The sequence below is a fragment of the Micromonospora sp. I033 genome, from assembly GCF_053890995.1.
In genome coordinates this window covers 1-14,674 of record NZ_JBSSLX010000151.1, presented here as the reverse complement: position 1 = coordinate 14,674, position 14,674 = coordinate 1, and the positions used below count along the sequence as shown (strand labels likewise).

Annotated in this window: 14 protein-coding genes; 11 read left to right on the top strand and 3 right to left on the bottom strand. The window is 72.9% G+C overall.

The features are described 5' to 3' along the window. On the bottom strand, nucleotides 1-735 hold a 735-nt coding region (locus ACW0Q9_RS21910; RefSeq protein WP_456184185.1), incomplete at its 3' end, for an SAM-dependent methyltransferase. Between the two features lie 184 nt (nucleotides 736-919). On the opposite strand from ACW0Q9_RS21910, the gene ACW0Q9_RS21905 reads away from it, so the two are divergent. The 8 genes from ACW0Q9_RS21905 to ACW0Q9_RS21870 all read left to right on the top strand — a co-directional run bounded on the left by ACW0Q9_RS21905 (nucleotide 920) and on the right by ACW0Q9_RS21870 (nucleotide 7,921). Continuing rightward, nucleotides 920-1,072: a hypothetical protein gene (locus ACW0Q9_RS21905; RefSeq protein ID WP_456184183.1), complete on the top strand. Its 153-nt coding sequence runs from the start codon at nucleotides 920-922 to the stop codon at nucleotides 1,070-1,072. Between the two features lie 145 nt (nucleotides 1,073-1,217). Next, complete coding sequence (locus ACW0Q9_RS21900) at nucleotides 1,218-2,165, top strand: Rossmann-like and DUF2520 domain-containing protein (protein ID WP_456184181.1); 948 nt, start codon at nucleotides 1,218-1,220, stop codon at nucleotides 2,163-2,165. 43 nt (nucleotides 2,166-2,208) lie between these two features. Beyond that, entirely contained in the window at nucleotides 2,209-3,057 is an 849-nt protein-coding gene (panC, locus tag ACW0Q9_RS21895) for a pantoate--beta-alanine ligase (protein ID WP_456184179.1), read from the top strand. Between the two features lie 29 nt (nucleotides 3,058-3,086). Continuing rightward, on the top strand, nucleotides 3,087-3,515 hold the full coding sequence (gene panD / locus ACW0Q9_RS21890) for an aspartate 1-decarboxylase (RefSeq protein ID WP_456184177.1): 429 nt from the start codon (nucleotides 3,087-3,089) through the stop codon (nucleotides 3,513-3,515). A gap of 96 nt (nucleotides 3,516-3,611) precedes the next feature. Continuing rightward, nucleotides 3,612-4,505: a septum formation family protein gene (locus ACW0Q9_RS21885; RefSeq protein ID WP_456184175.1), complete on the top strand. Its 894-nt coding sequence runs from the start codon at nucleotides 3,612-3,614 to the stop codon at nucleotides 4,503-4,505. A gap of 61 nt (nucleotides 4,506-4,566) precedes the next feature. Continuing rightward, nucleotides 4,567-6,252 carry an L-aspartate oxidase gene (locus ACW0Q9_RS21880; protein ID WP_456184173.1) on the top strand — a complete coding sequence of 562 codons (1,686 nt, stop codon included), beginning with the start codon at nucleotides 4,567-4,569 and terminating at the stop codon, nucleotides 6,250-6,252. Continuing rightward, a complete protein-coding gene (nadC, locus tag ACW0Q9_RS21875) occupies nucleotides 6,249-7,145 on the top strand; it encodes a carboxylating nicotinate-nucleotide diphosphorylase (RefSeq protein ID WP_456184171.1) in 897 nt (298 codons plus the stop codon). Before ACW0Q9_RS21880 ends, nadC begins: the two co-directional genes overlap by 4 nt. Before the next feature lie 17 nt (nucleotides 7,146-7,162). Continuing rightward, nucleotides 7,163-7,921: a type III pantothenate kinase gene (locus tag ACW0Q9_RS21870; RefSeq protein ID WP_456184169.1), complete on the top strand. Its 759-nt coding sequence runs from the start codon at nucleotides 7,163-7,165 to the stop codon at nucleotides 7,919-7,921. A gap of 3 nt (nucleotides 7,922-7,924) precedes the next feature. Here ACW0Q9_RS21870 and ACW0Q9_RS21865 read toward each other — a convergent pair whose 3' ends face one another. Further along, on the bottom strand, nucleotides 7,925-8,719 hold the full coding sequence (locus ACW0Q9_RS21865) for a class I SAM-dependent methyltransferase (protein WP_456184167.1): 795 nt from the start codon (nucleotides 8,717-8,719) through the stop codon (nucleotides 7,925-7,927). Nucleotides 8,720-8,785: 66 nt separating this feature from the next. Further along, nucleotides 8,786-9,526, bottom strand: coding sequence for a class I SAM-dependent methyltransferase (locus ACW0Q9_RS21860; RefSeq protein WP_456184165.1), 741 nt, complete (start codon nucleotides 9,524-9,526; stop codon nucleotides 8,786-8,788). Between the two features lie 91 nt (nucleotides 9,527-9,617). Between ACW0Q9_RS21860 and lysS the strand changes: the two genes are divergently transcribed. The 3 genes from lysS (at nucleotide 9,618) to ACW0Q9_RS21845 (ending at nucleotide 14,611) form a co-directional block, all read left to right on the top strand. Beyond that, on the top strand, nucleotides 9,618-11,126 hold the full coding sequence (gene lysS, locus ACW0Q9_RS21855; RefSeq protein WP_456184163.1) for a lysine--tRNA ligase: 1,509 nt from the start codon (nucleotides 9,618-9,620) through the stop codon (nucleotides 11,124-11,126). Nucleotides 11,127-11,238: 112 nt separating this feature from the next. Beyond that, nucleotides 11,239-11,589: a histone-like nucleoid-structuring protein Lsr2 gene (locus tag ACW0Q9_RS21850; protein WP_091267630.1), complete on the top strand. Its 351-nt coding sequence runs from the start codon at nucleotides 11,239-11,241 to the stop codon at nucleotides 11,587-11,589. Nucleotides 11,590-12,073: 484 nt separating this feature from the next. Then, nucleotides 12,074-14,611: an ATP-dependent Clp protease ATP-binding subunit gene (locus ACW0Q9_RS21845; protein ID WP_355346437.1), complete on the top strand. Its 2,538-nt coding sequence runs from the start codon at nucleotides 12,074-12,076 to the stop codon at nucleotides 14,609-14,611. The last annotated feature ends 63 nt before the right edge of the window (nucleotides 14,612-14,674 follow it).

The following is a 14,674-nucleotide window of genomic DNA, read 5'->3' as shown; positions in this document are numbered from 1 at the left end:
GTCGGAAGTGGGCCCGGAATCAGACGCAAACCTCTTGATCAACGATCCGTCGAGGGCCGGGGCCGGGGCCGGGGAGGGCCACCACTGGTTCAGCCAGTCGGCGTCCTCGGGGCTCACCGGGTCGCCCGTCGACTCCTCGCCCGTTGTCGGGTTCACCAGCAGGTACCGCCAGCCCCCGGGGGTGTACACCGCCAGGTCCAGCGGGACGTTGTCCAGCCACTCCGTGGCCACCAGCAGGCCCGTGACGCCGTGCGGGATCTCGTCCACCCACTCGATCTCCGCGGGCAGGTCGTCCGGTCGGGGCGCCTTCTCGACCGCGATGAGGCGTACCCGCTCGGCCAGCGGAACAGGCGCGGCCGGCAACGACCCGACGGAGGCCGGGCCGGAGGGCGACGGGCGGGCGGCGGCCGTGGTGGTCAGGGTTTCGGGGGAGCCCGCCCGCGGAGGGATCAAGCCTGACCGCCCGGAGCGGGTGGGCTCCCCCGAAACCCCGACGGCGACCGACAACGACCGCAACAACTCCCCCCGACCGGCACCGACGTCCACGACGTCGAGACGAGCGGGATGACCGAGAGCCGCGTCAAGAGAAGTCAGCAACCGCAAGAGGCAGGAGGCGAACACCGGAGACGCGTGGACGCTCGTGCGGAAGTGGGCAGCCGGCCCCGGGCCGGAGACGAAGAAGCCGTCCGGCCCGTAGAGGGCCGTCGACATCGCGTCGCGCCAGCGGAGCGCCATCAGTTCATTCCTCGTTCAGGGGCCGTCACCGTGCCGACCCTACGGTCAGCGGACATGAGACGAACCGCAATCCCCGCGCTCGCCGTCGTGCTACACCTACGACCGGCGCACCAACCGGCCGACCGGGCGGTTCGCGGTCGTCGACGGCCGGGTCGACGGCGCGCAGGAGTGTGACGGGGCGGCCGTGACGGCCACCCCGCTGCCCGGTTTCCCCGGCGGCCTGCTGGTGGTGCACGACGGCCGGAACACCCCGGAGACGCCGGGCGGGGACGGCGAGGCGCGCCCCGACACGGACTTCAAGTTCGTGGACGCGGGCTTCCTCCGCGGCCGGCGCTGACGTAGCAGAAGGGGCCGCTCCCCGCCGCCGGAGCGGCCCCTTCGCGCCGTCGGTGAAGGTTTTCACACATGCTTGTTTCGGCTCTGTGACCCCGGCGCATACTTGCGATCGACCGGTACCCCCTTCGAGGACTGGATCGATTGCCATGAGCGCACCGCTGCGTTCGCGTCCGGCCGCCCCGCACCGGGCCGCCGACGCCCCGCTCGTCTTCCCCCGCACCCTCACGGTCGGTGTGATCGGCGCCGGCCGGGTCGGCGCCGTGCTCGGCGCGGCCCTCGCCGCGGCCGGCCACCGGGTGGTCGCCGCCGCCGGCGCCTCCGGTGCGACCAGGGCCCGGATGGCGCTGCTGCTGCCGCAGACCCCGACCCGCTCCGCGGCCGCCGTGGCGCGCGCCGCCACCGACCTGCTGATCGTGGCGGTCCCCGACGACGCGCTCGCCGGCGTGGTGGCCGGCCTGGTTGGCGCCGGAGCGCTCCGTCCCGGCCAGGTGGTCGCACACACCTCCGGCGCGCACGGGCTGGCCGTCCTGGCCCCGGCGGCCGCCGCCGGCGCCCGGCCGCTCGCGCTGCACCCGGCGATGACCTTCACCGGTACGCCGGACGACCTGTCCCGCCTCGCCGGCATCTCCTACGGGGTGACCGCCCCGGCCGAGCTGCGCGCGTTCGCCGCCCGGCTGGTGACCGACCTGGGCGGCGTCCCCGAGTGGGTGGCCGAGGGCGACCGGCCGCTCTACCACGCGGCGCTGGCGCACGGCGCGAACCACCTGGTGACCCTGGTCAACGAGGCGGTCGACCGGCTGCGCGACGCCGGGGTGGACCGGCCGGAGAAGGTGCTCGCCCCGCTGCTGCGGGCCGCCCTGGAGAACGCGCTGCGGCTCGGCGACGACGCGCTCACCGGCCCGGTCTCCCGGGGCGACGCGGGCACCGTACGCCGGCACCTGGCCCGGCTGGCGGCGACCGCGCCGGAATCCGTGCCCCCCTACCTGGCGTTGGCCCGACGGACGGCGGATCGCGCGATCGCGGCGGGCCGGCTGCGGCCGGCCGACGCGGCGCCGCTGCTGGACGTGCTGAACGGGATCGAGGTGCCGGCGTGAGCCGGTCGTGCGAGCCCCGCAGTCGCGAACCGAGGAGGCGCTGATGACCGAGCTGGTGCACACCCGCAAGGAGCTGGCGGCGGCGCGGGACGCGCTGACCGGCACGGTCGGCGTGGTGATGACCATGGGTGCGCTGCACTCGGGGCACGAGACCCTGCTGCGGGCCGCCCGGGAGCGGGCCGACCACGTGGTCGTGACGATCTTCGTGAACCCGCTCCAGTTCGGCCCGAACGAGGACTTCGACCGCTACCCGCGCACCCTGGACGCCGACCTGGAGATCTGCCGGCGGGCCGGCGCAGGCGTGGTCTTCGCCCCCGCGGTGGCGGACATGTACCCGGAGGGCCAGCCGAAGGTGCGGCTGAACCCGGGCCCGCTCGGCGAGGACCTGGAAGGGCTGAGCCGCCCCGGCTTCTTCCACGGCGTGCTCACCGTGGTCATGAAGCTGCTCCAGCTCACCCGTCCGGACCTGGCCTTCTTCGGCGAGAAGGACTACCAGCAGCTCACCCTGGTCCGGCGGATGGTCCGCGACCTGGACGTGCCGACGGAGATCGTCGGCGTGCCGACCGTGCGCGAACCGGACGGACTGGCCCTGTCCAGTCGCAACCGCTACCTGTCGGCCGGGGAGCGGGCGGCCGCGCTGAGCCTGTCCGCCGCGCTGCGGGCCGGCGCCGCGGCCGCCGAGCAGGGCGCGGACGGCGGCGCGGTGCTGGCCGCCGCCCACCGGGCCTTCGACTCGGGTACGCCCGGCGCCCGCCTCGACTACCTGGTGCTCACCGACGCCGACCTGGAGCCCGGCCCGGTCTCCGGCCCGGCGCGGCTGCTGGTCGCCGCCTGGGTCGGCGCCACCCGCCTGATCGACAACACGGCGATCCACCTCGCCCCGCGTTCCTGACCCCGACATTTCTTCGGAAAGGCACCCCGATGCTCCGCACCATGCTCAAGTCGAAGATCCACCGGGCCACGGTGACCCAGGCCGACCTGCACTACGTCGGCTCGGTGACCGTGGACGAGGACCTGCTCGACGCGGCCGATCTCATCCCCGGCGAGCAGGTCGCGATCGTGGACATCACCAACGGCGCCCGGCTGGAGACGTACGTGATTCCGGGGCGGCGGGGCAGCGGCGTGATCGGCATCAACGGCGCGGCGGCGCACCTCGTGCATCCCGGTGACCTGGTCATCCTCATCTCGTACGGGCAGATGGACGACGCCGAGGCGCGCTCCTACCAGCCCCGCGTGGTGCACGTGAACGCCGACAACAAGGTGGTCGACCTGACCGCCGACCCGACCACGGCCGCCCCCGGCACGGCGGGCGACCCCGTCCCCAACCCGCTGGCCGCCGCCCTGAACTGACCCCGGCCCGCACGCACGGTCTGTCACCGGAAGGTCATTTCCCGCTACCCTGGTCGGACCGTCGGAATCGACGGTCGTCGGGCTGGGGGAGGCGCGATGGGCCGTGCGATGCGGGGCCTCGTCGCCGCGGTGGTCGCGGCGGTGGCGCTGGCCGGGTGTGCCTCGTCCAGCGGGCTGGACGAGGACCTCACCGACGACTGGGCCGCCCTGCCGCCGGCCGGCGCCTTCACCCCGGCCGCCGGGGTCTGCCAGGTCGCCGACTTCACCCCCACCGTGGCCCTGTCCGGCTACGACCCGGTCGGCTGTGACCTGCCGCACCGGGTGGAGACGGTGCACGTGGGAGCGTTCAGCGTCGAGCGGCCGAGCCCGCCGGCGCTCGGCTCGACGGAGCTGCGGGCCGCCTTCGCGGAGTGCGACACGCGGGCCGGCGGATACGTCGGGGACAACTGGCGGGCCGGCCGGCTGCGGCTGGCCGTGGCGCTGCCCACCGCCCCCGGCTGGGCGGCCGGCTCCCGTTGGTACCGCTGCGACCTGACCGAGCTGACCACGGTCGAGGCGGCGGCGACGGTGGTGACCCGGACGGGCAGCCTGCGCGACGCGCTCAAGGGGCCGTCCCCGCTGCGGCTGGGCTGCCAGCGCACCGGCCGGGACGCCCGCCGGGTGCAGACCCTCACCCCGGTCGACTGCCGCGCCGCGCACGACGCCGAGTTCGTCGGGGTGTGGGCGGCGCCGGACCGCCCGTACCCGACGAAGGACGCCGACTGGGTCCCCCTCTACGCCGGCTGCAACAGCGTCCTGGCGACGTATGTGGGCGTACCCGACGACCCGACGCTGCGGTTCCGCAGCGGCGTGGTGGTCCGCCCGCCCGGCGCCGGCCGGTGGGCGGTCGGCGACCGGGGTGTGCGCTGCTACCTCTGGCTCAGCGACCGCACGGCGACCACCTCGCTGAAGGGGGCCGGCCCGGGCGGCCTGCCGGTCCGGACGAGGTAGCCGAAACCACTCGTCCCGCCCCCGCCGCCCGGGATGAGGGGCCTTCGGGTTGACTGTGCTCATGGACCTTCCGACCGTCGACCTGCCGGCCCTGCCGAGGCTGCTCGCCGCGCCCGCCCCGGGTTGGGTGGAGACCACCGACGTGATCGTCGTCGGCTCCGGGGTCGCCGGGCTGACCGCCGCGCTGCACCTGCGCGAGGCCGGCCTGCACGTCACCGTGGTCACCAAGGTCAACATCGACGAGGGCTCGACCCGCTGGGCGCAGGGCGGCATCGCCGCGGTGCTCGACCCGGCGGACACCCCGGCCGCGCACGCGTACGACACCGAGGTGGCCGGCGTCGGCCTCTGCGACCCGGCGGCCGTCCGGGTGCTGGTCGAGGAGGGCCCGACCCGGCTGCGCGAGCTGATGCGGATCGGGGCGGAGTTCGACCGCAACCCGGACGGCTCACTCATGCTCACCCGGGAGGGCGGCCACCGGGCCGACCGGATCGTGCACGCCGGCGGCGACGCCACCGGGGCCGAGGTGCAGCGGGCGCTGCACGCCGCGGTCCGCCGCGACCCGTGGATCCGGCTGGTCGAGCACGCCCTGGTGCTGGACCTGCTGCGTGCCCCCGGCGACGGGCCGGACGGGCTCGGCCCGGCCTGCGGGATCACCCTGCACGTGCTCGGTGAGGGCAGCGAGGACGGCGTCGGGGCCATCCTGGGCCGGGCCGTGGTGCTCGCCACCGGCGGGATGGGCCAGGTCTTCGCGGCCACCACCAACCCGGCGGTCTCCACGGGCGACGGGGTGGCGCTCGCCCTGCGGGCCGGCGCGGCGGTCACCGACCTGGAGTTCGTGCAGTTCCACCCGACCGCGCTGATCGTGCCGGCCGGTGGGCCGGGCGCCGGCCTCGCCCAGCAGCCGCTGGTCTCCGAGGCGCTGCGCGGCGAGGGCGCCCACCTGGTCGACGGCGACGGCAAGCGGTTCATGGTGGGCCAGCACGAGCTGGCCGAGCTGGCGCCCCGGGACGTGGTGGCCAAGGGGATCCACCGGGTGCTGCTGGCCACCGGCGCGGACCACGTCTGGCTGGACGCCCGCCACCTGGGCGGCGACTTCCTGGCCCGGCGCTTCCCGACCATCGTGGCCTCCTGCCTGGCCATCGGTGTGGACCCGGCCACCGACCTGATCCCGGTCGCCCCGGCCGCCCACTACGCCTCCGGCGGCGTCCGGACCGACCTGCGCGGCCGCACCTCCATCCCGGGCCTGTACGCCTGCGGCGAGGTCGCCTGCACCGGCGTGCACGGCGCCAACCGGCTGGCCAGCAACTCGCTGCTGGAGGGGCTGGTCTTCTCCCGCCGGATCGCCGAGGACATCGCCGCCGGGCTGCCCGAGCAGGCGAGGCCGGCGGAGACCGGTGCCTGGGTGGGCGGCCAGGGCTGGCTGGTGCCGGCGGAGGCCACGCCCGCGCTGCAACGGGCGATGACCCGGGGCGCGGGTGTGCTCCGGTCGGCGCCGACCCTCGCCGGGACCGCCGCCACCCTGACCGAGCTGGGTCAGGCCCGGGGCGTGCCGCGGACCGCCGACTGGGAGGCGACGAACCTGATCACCGTGGCGTCGACCCTGGTCGCGGCCGCGTACGCCCGCCGGGAGACCCGCGGCTGCCACTGGCGGGAGGACTTCCCGACGGCCGACGAGCGCTGGCGGGGCCACCTCGTGGCCGGGATCGGGGCGGAGGGCTTTCTGAACGAGCGCTGGGAGGAACAGTGAGGGAGTCGACGGAGCGGACGCTGCGGGCCGGTGGCCTGGACCCGGAGCGGGTGCGGCGGGTGGTCGTCGACGCGCTCACCGAGGACCTGGGCGCGGAATTCCTCGACGTCACCAGCGTCGCGACCATCCCGGACACGCAGAACGACACCGCCGACCTGGTCGCCCGCGCCGACGGCGTGGTGGCCGGGCTGCCGGTGGCCGCGGCCGTGTTCGAGCTGGTGGGCGAGGTGACCGGCGCGGACCGTACCGTCGAGGTGTCGCTGGTGGCCCACGACGGGCAGCGGGTGGCGCGCGGCGACGTGCTGGCCACGGTGACCGGCCCGACCCGGCTGCTGCTCACCGCCGAGCGGACGGCGCTGAACCTGCTCTCCCGCATGTCCGGGGTGGCCACCCACACCCGGGCCTGGGCCGACGCGCTGGCCGGCACCAAGGCGATGGTGCTGGACACCCGCAAGACCACGCCCGGCCTGCGGGCCCTGGAGAAGTACGCGGTCCGTGCCGGCGGCGGCACCAACAAGCGGATGGGCCTGCACGACGTCGCCATGATCAAGGACAACCACAAGGTCGCCGCGGGCGGGGTCGCGGCCGCCTTCCGGCGGGTCCGGGAGGCGTTCCCGGAGGTGCCGGTGCAGGTCGAGGTGGACACCCTGGCCGAGGCGGTGGAGGCGGTCGAGGCCGGGGCCGGGTTCCTGCTGCTGGACAACATGACCCCGGCGCAGCTGCGTGAGGTGGTCGCCGCGGTGGGCGACCGGGCGGAGCTGGAGGCGACCGGCGGGCTCACCCTGCCGGTGGCGGCCGAGTACGGGGCGACCGGCGTCGACTTCCTCTCCGTCGGCGCGCTGACCCACTCCTCGCCGATCCTGGACATCGCCCTGGATCTGCGCGAGGAGTGACCGTCTAGGCTGCCGCTGTGCTGCTCTGCATCGACATCGGGAACACCAACACCGTGCTGGCGACCTTCGACGGCGACAAGCTGGTGCACAACTGGCGGATCAAGACCGATGCCCGGTCCACCGCGGACGAGCTGGGTCTGATGTTCCGGGGCCTGCTCGCCGGTGACGCCGTGGAGATCACCGGGGTGGCCGCCTGCTCGACCGTGCCGGCCGCGCTGCGGTCGCTGCGCACCATGCTGGCCCGCTACTACGCCGACCTGCCCAGCGTGATCGTCGAGCCCGGGGTGCGCACCGGCGTGCAGCTCGCCATCGACAATCCCAAGGAGGTCGGCGCGGACCGGGTGGTCAACACGCTGGCCGCCTACACCCTCTACGGTGGGCCGTCGATCGTGGTGGACTTCGGCACCACCACCAACTTCGACGTGATCAGCGACCGGGGCGAGTTCCTCGGTGGCGCGTTCGCGCCGGGCATCGAGATCTCCTTCGACGCGCTCGCCGCCCGCGCCGCCCAGCTGCGCAAGGTGGAGGCCACCCGGCCCCGCTCGGTGATCGGCAAGAACACCGTCGAGTGTCTCCAGGCCGGCCTCTACTTCGGCTTCGCCGGCCAGGTGGACCGGATCGTCGAGCGGATGACCGAGGAACTCGGCGAGGTGCGGGCGGTCATCGCCACCGGCGGCCTGGCGTCGCTGGTGCTCAGCGAGTGCCGCACCATCACCCACCACGAGCCGATGATCACCCTGATCGGCCTGCGGATGGTCTACGAGCGCAACACCTGAGCCTCAGCGCCGCCGGGAGCGCAGGACCAGGGTGCGGTAGGGCAGGTCGACCGTCGCCCGGCCGGCCAGGTCGGGGTGGGTGGCGAAGAGCTCCCGCAGATCCCGGTCGATCCGCTCGCGCTCCGCCGGCGTGGCGGTCAGCCAGTAGGACCGGGTGTGCAGCATGGCGACCACCTCGTCGGGCGTGAGGGTGGCGGTGTGGGTGAACTCGCCCAGCTCGACCGGCGTGAAGGCGGGGCCGAAGTCGACGTACTTCTCGGTCACGTCGCCGGCGTTGTCGCCGAGGTGGGCGATCCGGGTCAGCTCCGCCACCCAGGCCACCTGCTCGTCCCGGACGTTCCAGATCGGCGCGAACGTGCCGCCCGGCCGCAGCACCCGGGCGATCTCGGCGTGCGCCGGCTCCCGGTCGAACCAGTGGTAGGCCTGGCCGACCAGCACGGCGTCCGCCGCCCCGTCCGGCAGTGGGATGGCCTCGGCGCTGCCGGCCAGCGCCGTCGTGCCGGGGGTGGCGGCGGCCAGTTGCGCCCGCATGCCCGGATCCGGCTCCACGGGTACGACTTGCGACAACTCCAGCTCGGCGCGTCCAGCACCGCGCCGCGACCTGGAGTCGTCGTCGTGACCAAGGGCGAGCACGCCGCGGGTGAGGATGCCGGTGCCCGCGCCGAGGTCCACCACCCCGGCCGGGGCGGCCAGCCCGTCCAGCGCCCAGCGCAGCGCCTCCTCGGGATAGCGGGGGCGGAACCGGTCGTACTCGGCGGCGGCGGCGCCGAAGGAGAGTGCCTGGGTCACGTCGGCCATGGGGCGAGGCTAGTGCGGCGGCCGGCCGCGCGGGGGCCGGGCGGCGCGCGCCCCGGGCGACCAGGGTCAGCGGCGGCGCGCCCGGGCGACAAGCGTGCGGTAGGGGAGGCCGACGGTGTCCCGGCCGGCCAGGTCCGGGTGGGTGGCGAGGAGGTCGCGCAGCTGCGTGTCGACCTCGCGGCGCCGGTCCGGCGCGGCGGTCAGGTAGTGCGAGCGGGTACGCACCATCCCGAGCAGCTCGTCCGGGGTCAGGGGCGTGACGTGGCCGAACTCGGCCCACTCGGGCGCCGTGAACCGGGTACCGAAGCCGGTCACGGTCGCGCGCAGGTGGTCGACGGTGTCCCCGATCTCGGCGATCCGGTTCAGCTCGGTCACCCAGCCGACCCGGTCGTCCCGGAGGTTCCAGACCGCGGCGAAGATCCCGCCGGCCCGCAGCACCCGGGCGATCTCCGGGTGCGCCCGCTCGCGGTCGAACCAGTGGTACGCCTGGCCGACCAGCACCGCGTCCGCGTACCCGTCGGGCAGCGGGACCGCCTCGGCGCTGCCGGCCCGGGCGGCGACGCCCGGCGTGCCGGCCTCGAACTGGGCCCGCATCCCCGGGTCGGGTTCGACGGCGGTCACCTCGTGCCCGAGGGCGAGCAGGCCGCGGGCGACGATCCCGGTGCCGGCGCCCAGGTCGACGACGTGGGCGGGCCGGGTGCGGTCGTCGAGCGCCCACCGCAGCGCGGCCTCGGGATAGCGGGGCCGGTAGCGGTCGTAGTCGGCGGCGGCGGCGCCGAACGAGAGGGCCTCAGTGGGGTCGGTCATGGCGGGCAGGTTATCCCGTAACGACCCGGCAGCCCCTTGAGTACGCTCGGGGCCTGACCCCGCCCGAATTCTCCGTCTGAGGAAGCGTGCCGTGACCGAGCAGAACGCCCTGCCAGTAGACCCCGCCGACGACCTTCCCGAGCAGATGAAGGTCCGCCGGGAGAAGCGGGACCGGATGCTCGCCGAGGGCGTCGAGCCCTACCCGGTCGGCTTCCCCCGGACCAGCACGCTGGCGAAGATCCGCGAGCGGTACGCCGAGCTGCCCACCGACACGGCCACCGGTGACCGGGTCTCGGTGACCGGTCGGGTGATCTTCGTCCGCAACACCGGCAAGCTCTGCTTCGCCACCCTCCGGGACGGCGACGGCACCGAACTCCAGGCGATGCTCTCGCTGGACCGGGTCGGCGCGGAGCGGCTGGACGACTGGAAGCGCCTGGTCGACCTGGGCGACCACGTCGGGGTGACCGGCGAGGTGATCACCAGCCGGCGCGGCGAGCTGTCGGTGCTGGTCGAGGAGTGGGCCGTCACCGCCAAGGCGCTGCGCCCGCTGCCGGTGGCGCACAAGCCGCTGAGCGAGGAGGCCCGGGTCCGCCAGCGCTACGTCGACCTGGTGGTCCGCCCGCAGGCCCGGCAGATGGTCCGCACCCGGGCCACCGCGGTGCGCAGCCTCCGGGACACCCTGCACGCGCAGGACTTCGTCGAGGTCGAGACCCCGATGCTCCAGCTGCTGCACGGCGGCGCGGCGGCCCGCCCATTCGTGACCCACAGCAATGCGCTGAACACCGATCTGTATCTGCGAATCGCGCCGGAACTGTTTCTCAAGCGCGCGGTCGTCGGCGGCGTCGACCGGGTCTTCGAGATCAACCGCAACTTCCGTAATGAGGGCATCGACTCCTCGCACTCGCCCGAGTTCGCGATGCTCGAGACCTACCAGGCCTACGGCGACTACAACACCATGGCCGAGCTGACCCGAAATCTCGTGCAGCAGGCCGCCCTCGCGGTCGCCGGCTCGACGGTGGTCACCCACGCCGACGGCCGCGAGTTCGATCTGGGCGGCGAGTGGCGCTCGGTGTCCCTGTTCGGTGTTCTTTCCGAAGCGCTCGGTGAGGAGGTCACCGTCCGCACCGAAAAGTCACGCCTGGTCGAGTACGCCGACAAGGTCGGCCTCTCCGTCGACCCGAAGTGGGGGCCGGGCAAGCTGGCCGAGGAGCTTTTCGAGGAGCTGGTGGTCCCGTCGCTCCAGGCGCCCACCTTCGTCCGCGACTATCCGGAGGAGACCAGCCCGCTGACCCGGGCCCACCGCAGCGAGCCGGGCCTGGCCGAGAAGTGGGACCTCTACGTGCTCGGTTTCGAGCTGGGCACCGCGTACTCCGAGCTGGTCGACCCGGTGGTGCAGCGGGAGCGGCTGGTGGCCCAGGCGCAGCTCGCGGCCCGGGGCGACGACGAGGCCATGCGGCTGGACGAGGACTTTCTCCGGGCGATGGAGTACGGAATGCCTCCGGCCGGTGGTATGGGAATGGGAATCGACCGGCTCTTGATGGCACTGACCGGCCTGGGAATTCGGGAAACCATCCTGTTCCCGTTGGTCCGGCCGGAGTAGCGCAGAAGCTTCTCCGGGTCGTTACCGCATCCTATTGACGGAGCAAGCGGCGGGCGGGTTATTGTGCTCCTGTATTGCAGGAGCACAACCCTGCTCGAAAGGAATGTGGGACGTGGCCAAGCAGATCATTCACAAGCTGGTCGATGACCTGGACGGCGGGGACGCTGACGAGACCGTCAAGTTCGCGCTCGACGGTGTGCAGTACGAGATCGACCTCTCGGCTTCCAACGCTGAAAAATTGCGTGACGTATTCGCGCAGTACATCGCGCACGGGACGAAGGTCGGCCGCGGCGGTGTGGTCGTGGGTGGCCGGGCCGCGCGGGGTCGCGGCGGCGCGACCGCCGACCGCGAGCAGAACAAGGCCATCCGCGCCTGGGCCAAGAAGGCTGGCAAGGACATCTCCGACCGGGGTCGCATCCCGCAGGAGATCGTGGACGAGTACCACGCGAAGGCGGGGCACTGACCCCGACGACCCCCGCAGCGGGCGACACGACGCCGGACCGGAGTGCGACTCCGGGCCGGCGTCGCCGTTTCCGCCCGGCTGCGCCGTCTGTCCGGGTCCACGCGGGCCGCGTCGCCCGGTCTGACGGAGCCGGGAAGAAACGGGCCCCCGGGGGAGTTGTCCACAGGCGGTGGAGATCCTGTCCACAGGTTGTGGAAGACCGCGGCCGGGCGCCGAAGCCCCCGCCTCAGCCCCTCGACCGGGCTTTTCCACCGGCGGTCGAATTTCGCTCTGCGCGTACAGGCAGGGGTACCGGAACACCTCCTGAGCGCGGACGGTTGTCAGAAACGACGCGTGAACGGCCATTCGCGGGGACACACGACCTCAGCGGAGTCGGTCCGCGGCGATAGAGTAAGGAGGCACGGACGCCCGTCCCGGACGTCCGCGCACCGGCCCCGCCGAGATCTGACCATCAAGGCGCACGGCACGTGAGGAGCACGAGGGCATGTTCGAGCGGTTCACCGACCGAGCGCGACGGGTTGTCGTCCTGGCCCAGGAAGAGGCCCGGATGCTCAACCACAACTACATCGGTACGGAGCACATCCTGCTGGGCCTGATCCACGAGGGTGAGGGTGTCGCGGCAAAGGCCCTGGAGAGCCTCGGCATCTCCCTCGAGGGCGTCCGTCAGCAGGTCGAGGAGATCATCGGCCAGGGCCAGCAGGCGCCGAGCGGGCACATCCCGTTCACGCCGCGGGCCAAGAAGGTGCTGGAGCTGTCGCTGCGCGAGGCGCTGCAGCTCGGCCACAACTACATCGGCACGGAGCACATCCTGCTCGGCCTGATCCGTGAGGGCGAGGGCGTCGCCGCCCAGGTGCTGGTCAAGCTCGGCGCCGACCTCAACCGGGTCCGCCAGCAGGTGATCCAGCTGCTCTCCGGCTACCAGGGCAAGGAGCCGGCCGCGGCGGGCGCCGCGCCGGGCGAGGCCGCGCCGTCGACCAGCCTCGTGCTGGACCAGTTCGGCCGGAACCTGACCCAGGCCGCCCGTGAGGGCAAGCTCGACCCGGTCATCGGGCGCGAGAAGGAAATCGAGCGGGTCATGCAGGTGCTGTCCCGCCGGACCAAGAACAACCCGGTCCTGATCGGTGAGCCCGGCGTCGGCAAGACCGCCGTGGTGGAGGGGCTGTCCCAGAAGATCATCAAGGGCGAGGTGCCCGAGACGCTGAAGGACAAGCAGCTCTACACCCTCGACCTCGGTGCCCTGGTCGCCGGTTCCCGCTACCGCGGTGACTTCGAGGAGCGCCTCAAGAAGGTGCTCAAGGAGATCCGCACCCGCGGCGACATCATCCTGTTCATCGACGAGATCCACACCCTGGTGGGTGCGGGTGCCGCCGAGGGCGCGATCGACGCCGCCAGCATCCTCAAGCCGATGCTGGCCCGCGGCGAGCTGCAGACCATCGGCGCCACCACCCTCGACGAGTACCGCAAGCACCTGGAGAAGGACGCCGCTCTCGAGCGCCGCTTCCAGCCGATCCAGGTGGGTGAGCCCTCGCTGGCCCACACCATCGAGATCCTCAAGGGCCTGCGGGACCGCTACGAGGCGCACCACCGCGTCTCGATCACCGACGCGGCTCTCGTCGCGGCGGCCACCCTGGCCGACCGCTACATCTCCGACCGCTTCCTGCCGGACAAGGCGATCGACCTGATCGACGAGGCCGGCGCCCGGATGCGCATCCGCCGGATGACCGCGCCGCCAGACCTGCGTGACTTCGACGAGCGGATCGCCCAGGTCCGCCGCGACAAGGAGTCCGCGATCGACGCGCAGGACTTCGAGCGGGCTGCCCAGCTCCGCGACAAGGAGAAGCAGCTCCTCGGCCAGAAGGCCCAGCGGGAGAAGGAGTGGAAGGCCGGTGACCTGGACGTCGTCAGCGAGGTCGACGACGAGCAGATCGCCGAGGTGCTCGGCAACTGGACCGGCATCCCGGTCTACAAGCTGACCGAGGAGGAGACCTCGCGCCTGCTGCGCATGGAGGACGAGCTGCACAAGCGCGTCATCGGCCAGGAGGACGCGGTCAAGGCGGTCTCGAAGGCGATCCGGCGTACCCGGGCCGGCCTGAAGGACCCGAAGCGCCCGTCCGGCTCGTTCATCTTCGCCGGCCCGTCCGGCGTCGGTAAGACCGAGCTCTCCAAGGCGCTCGCCGAGTTCCTGTTCGGCAGCGAGGACGCCCTCATCCAGCTGGACATGTCCGAGTTCCACGACCGGTACACGGTGTCCCGGCTGGTGGGTGCCCCTCCCGGCTACGTCGGCTACGACGAGGGCGGGCAGCTGACCGAGAAGGTGCGTCGCCGGCCGTTCTCGGTGGTCCTCTTCGACGAGATCGAGAAGGCCCACCCGGACGTGTTCAACACGCTCCTCCAGATCCTGGAGGACGGGCGGCTCACCGACGGCCAGGGTCGGATCGTGGACTTCAAGAACACGGTCATCATCCTGACCACCAACCTCGGCACGCGGGACGTCGCCAAGGCGGTGTCGCTGGGCTTCCAGGCCTCTGAGGACTCCGAGTCGAACTACGACCGGATGAAGCAGAAGGTCAACGACGAGCTCAAGCAGCACTTCCGGCCCGAATTCCTCAACCGGATCGACGACACCATCGTCTTCCACCAGCTGCGCGAGAACGAGATCCTCTCGATCGTGGACATCATGATCGCTCGGATCGAGACGCAGCTGAAGAACAAGGACATGGGCCTGGAGCTGACCGACAACGCCAAGAAGTACCTGGCGAAGAAGGGCTTCGACCCGGTGCTGGGCGCGCGGCCGCTGCGTCGCACGATCCAGCGCGACATCGAGGACAACCTGTCCGAGCGGATCCTCTTCAACGAGCTGACCCCGGGTCAGATCGTGGTGGTGGACTGCGAGGGCGACCCGAGCAACATCGACAAGTCCAAGCTCGTCTTCCGGGGCGCCGACCGGCCGGTGGCCGTGCCGGACGCGGTCCCGGCGGACCTCGGCGGCACCGCCGCCACGGGCGCGGACGACGCCGCGTAAGTTCGGGCAACTGATCGAGGGCGACGGCCCCGGTAGGCGAGAGCCACCGGGGCCGTCGCGCCC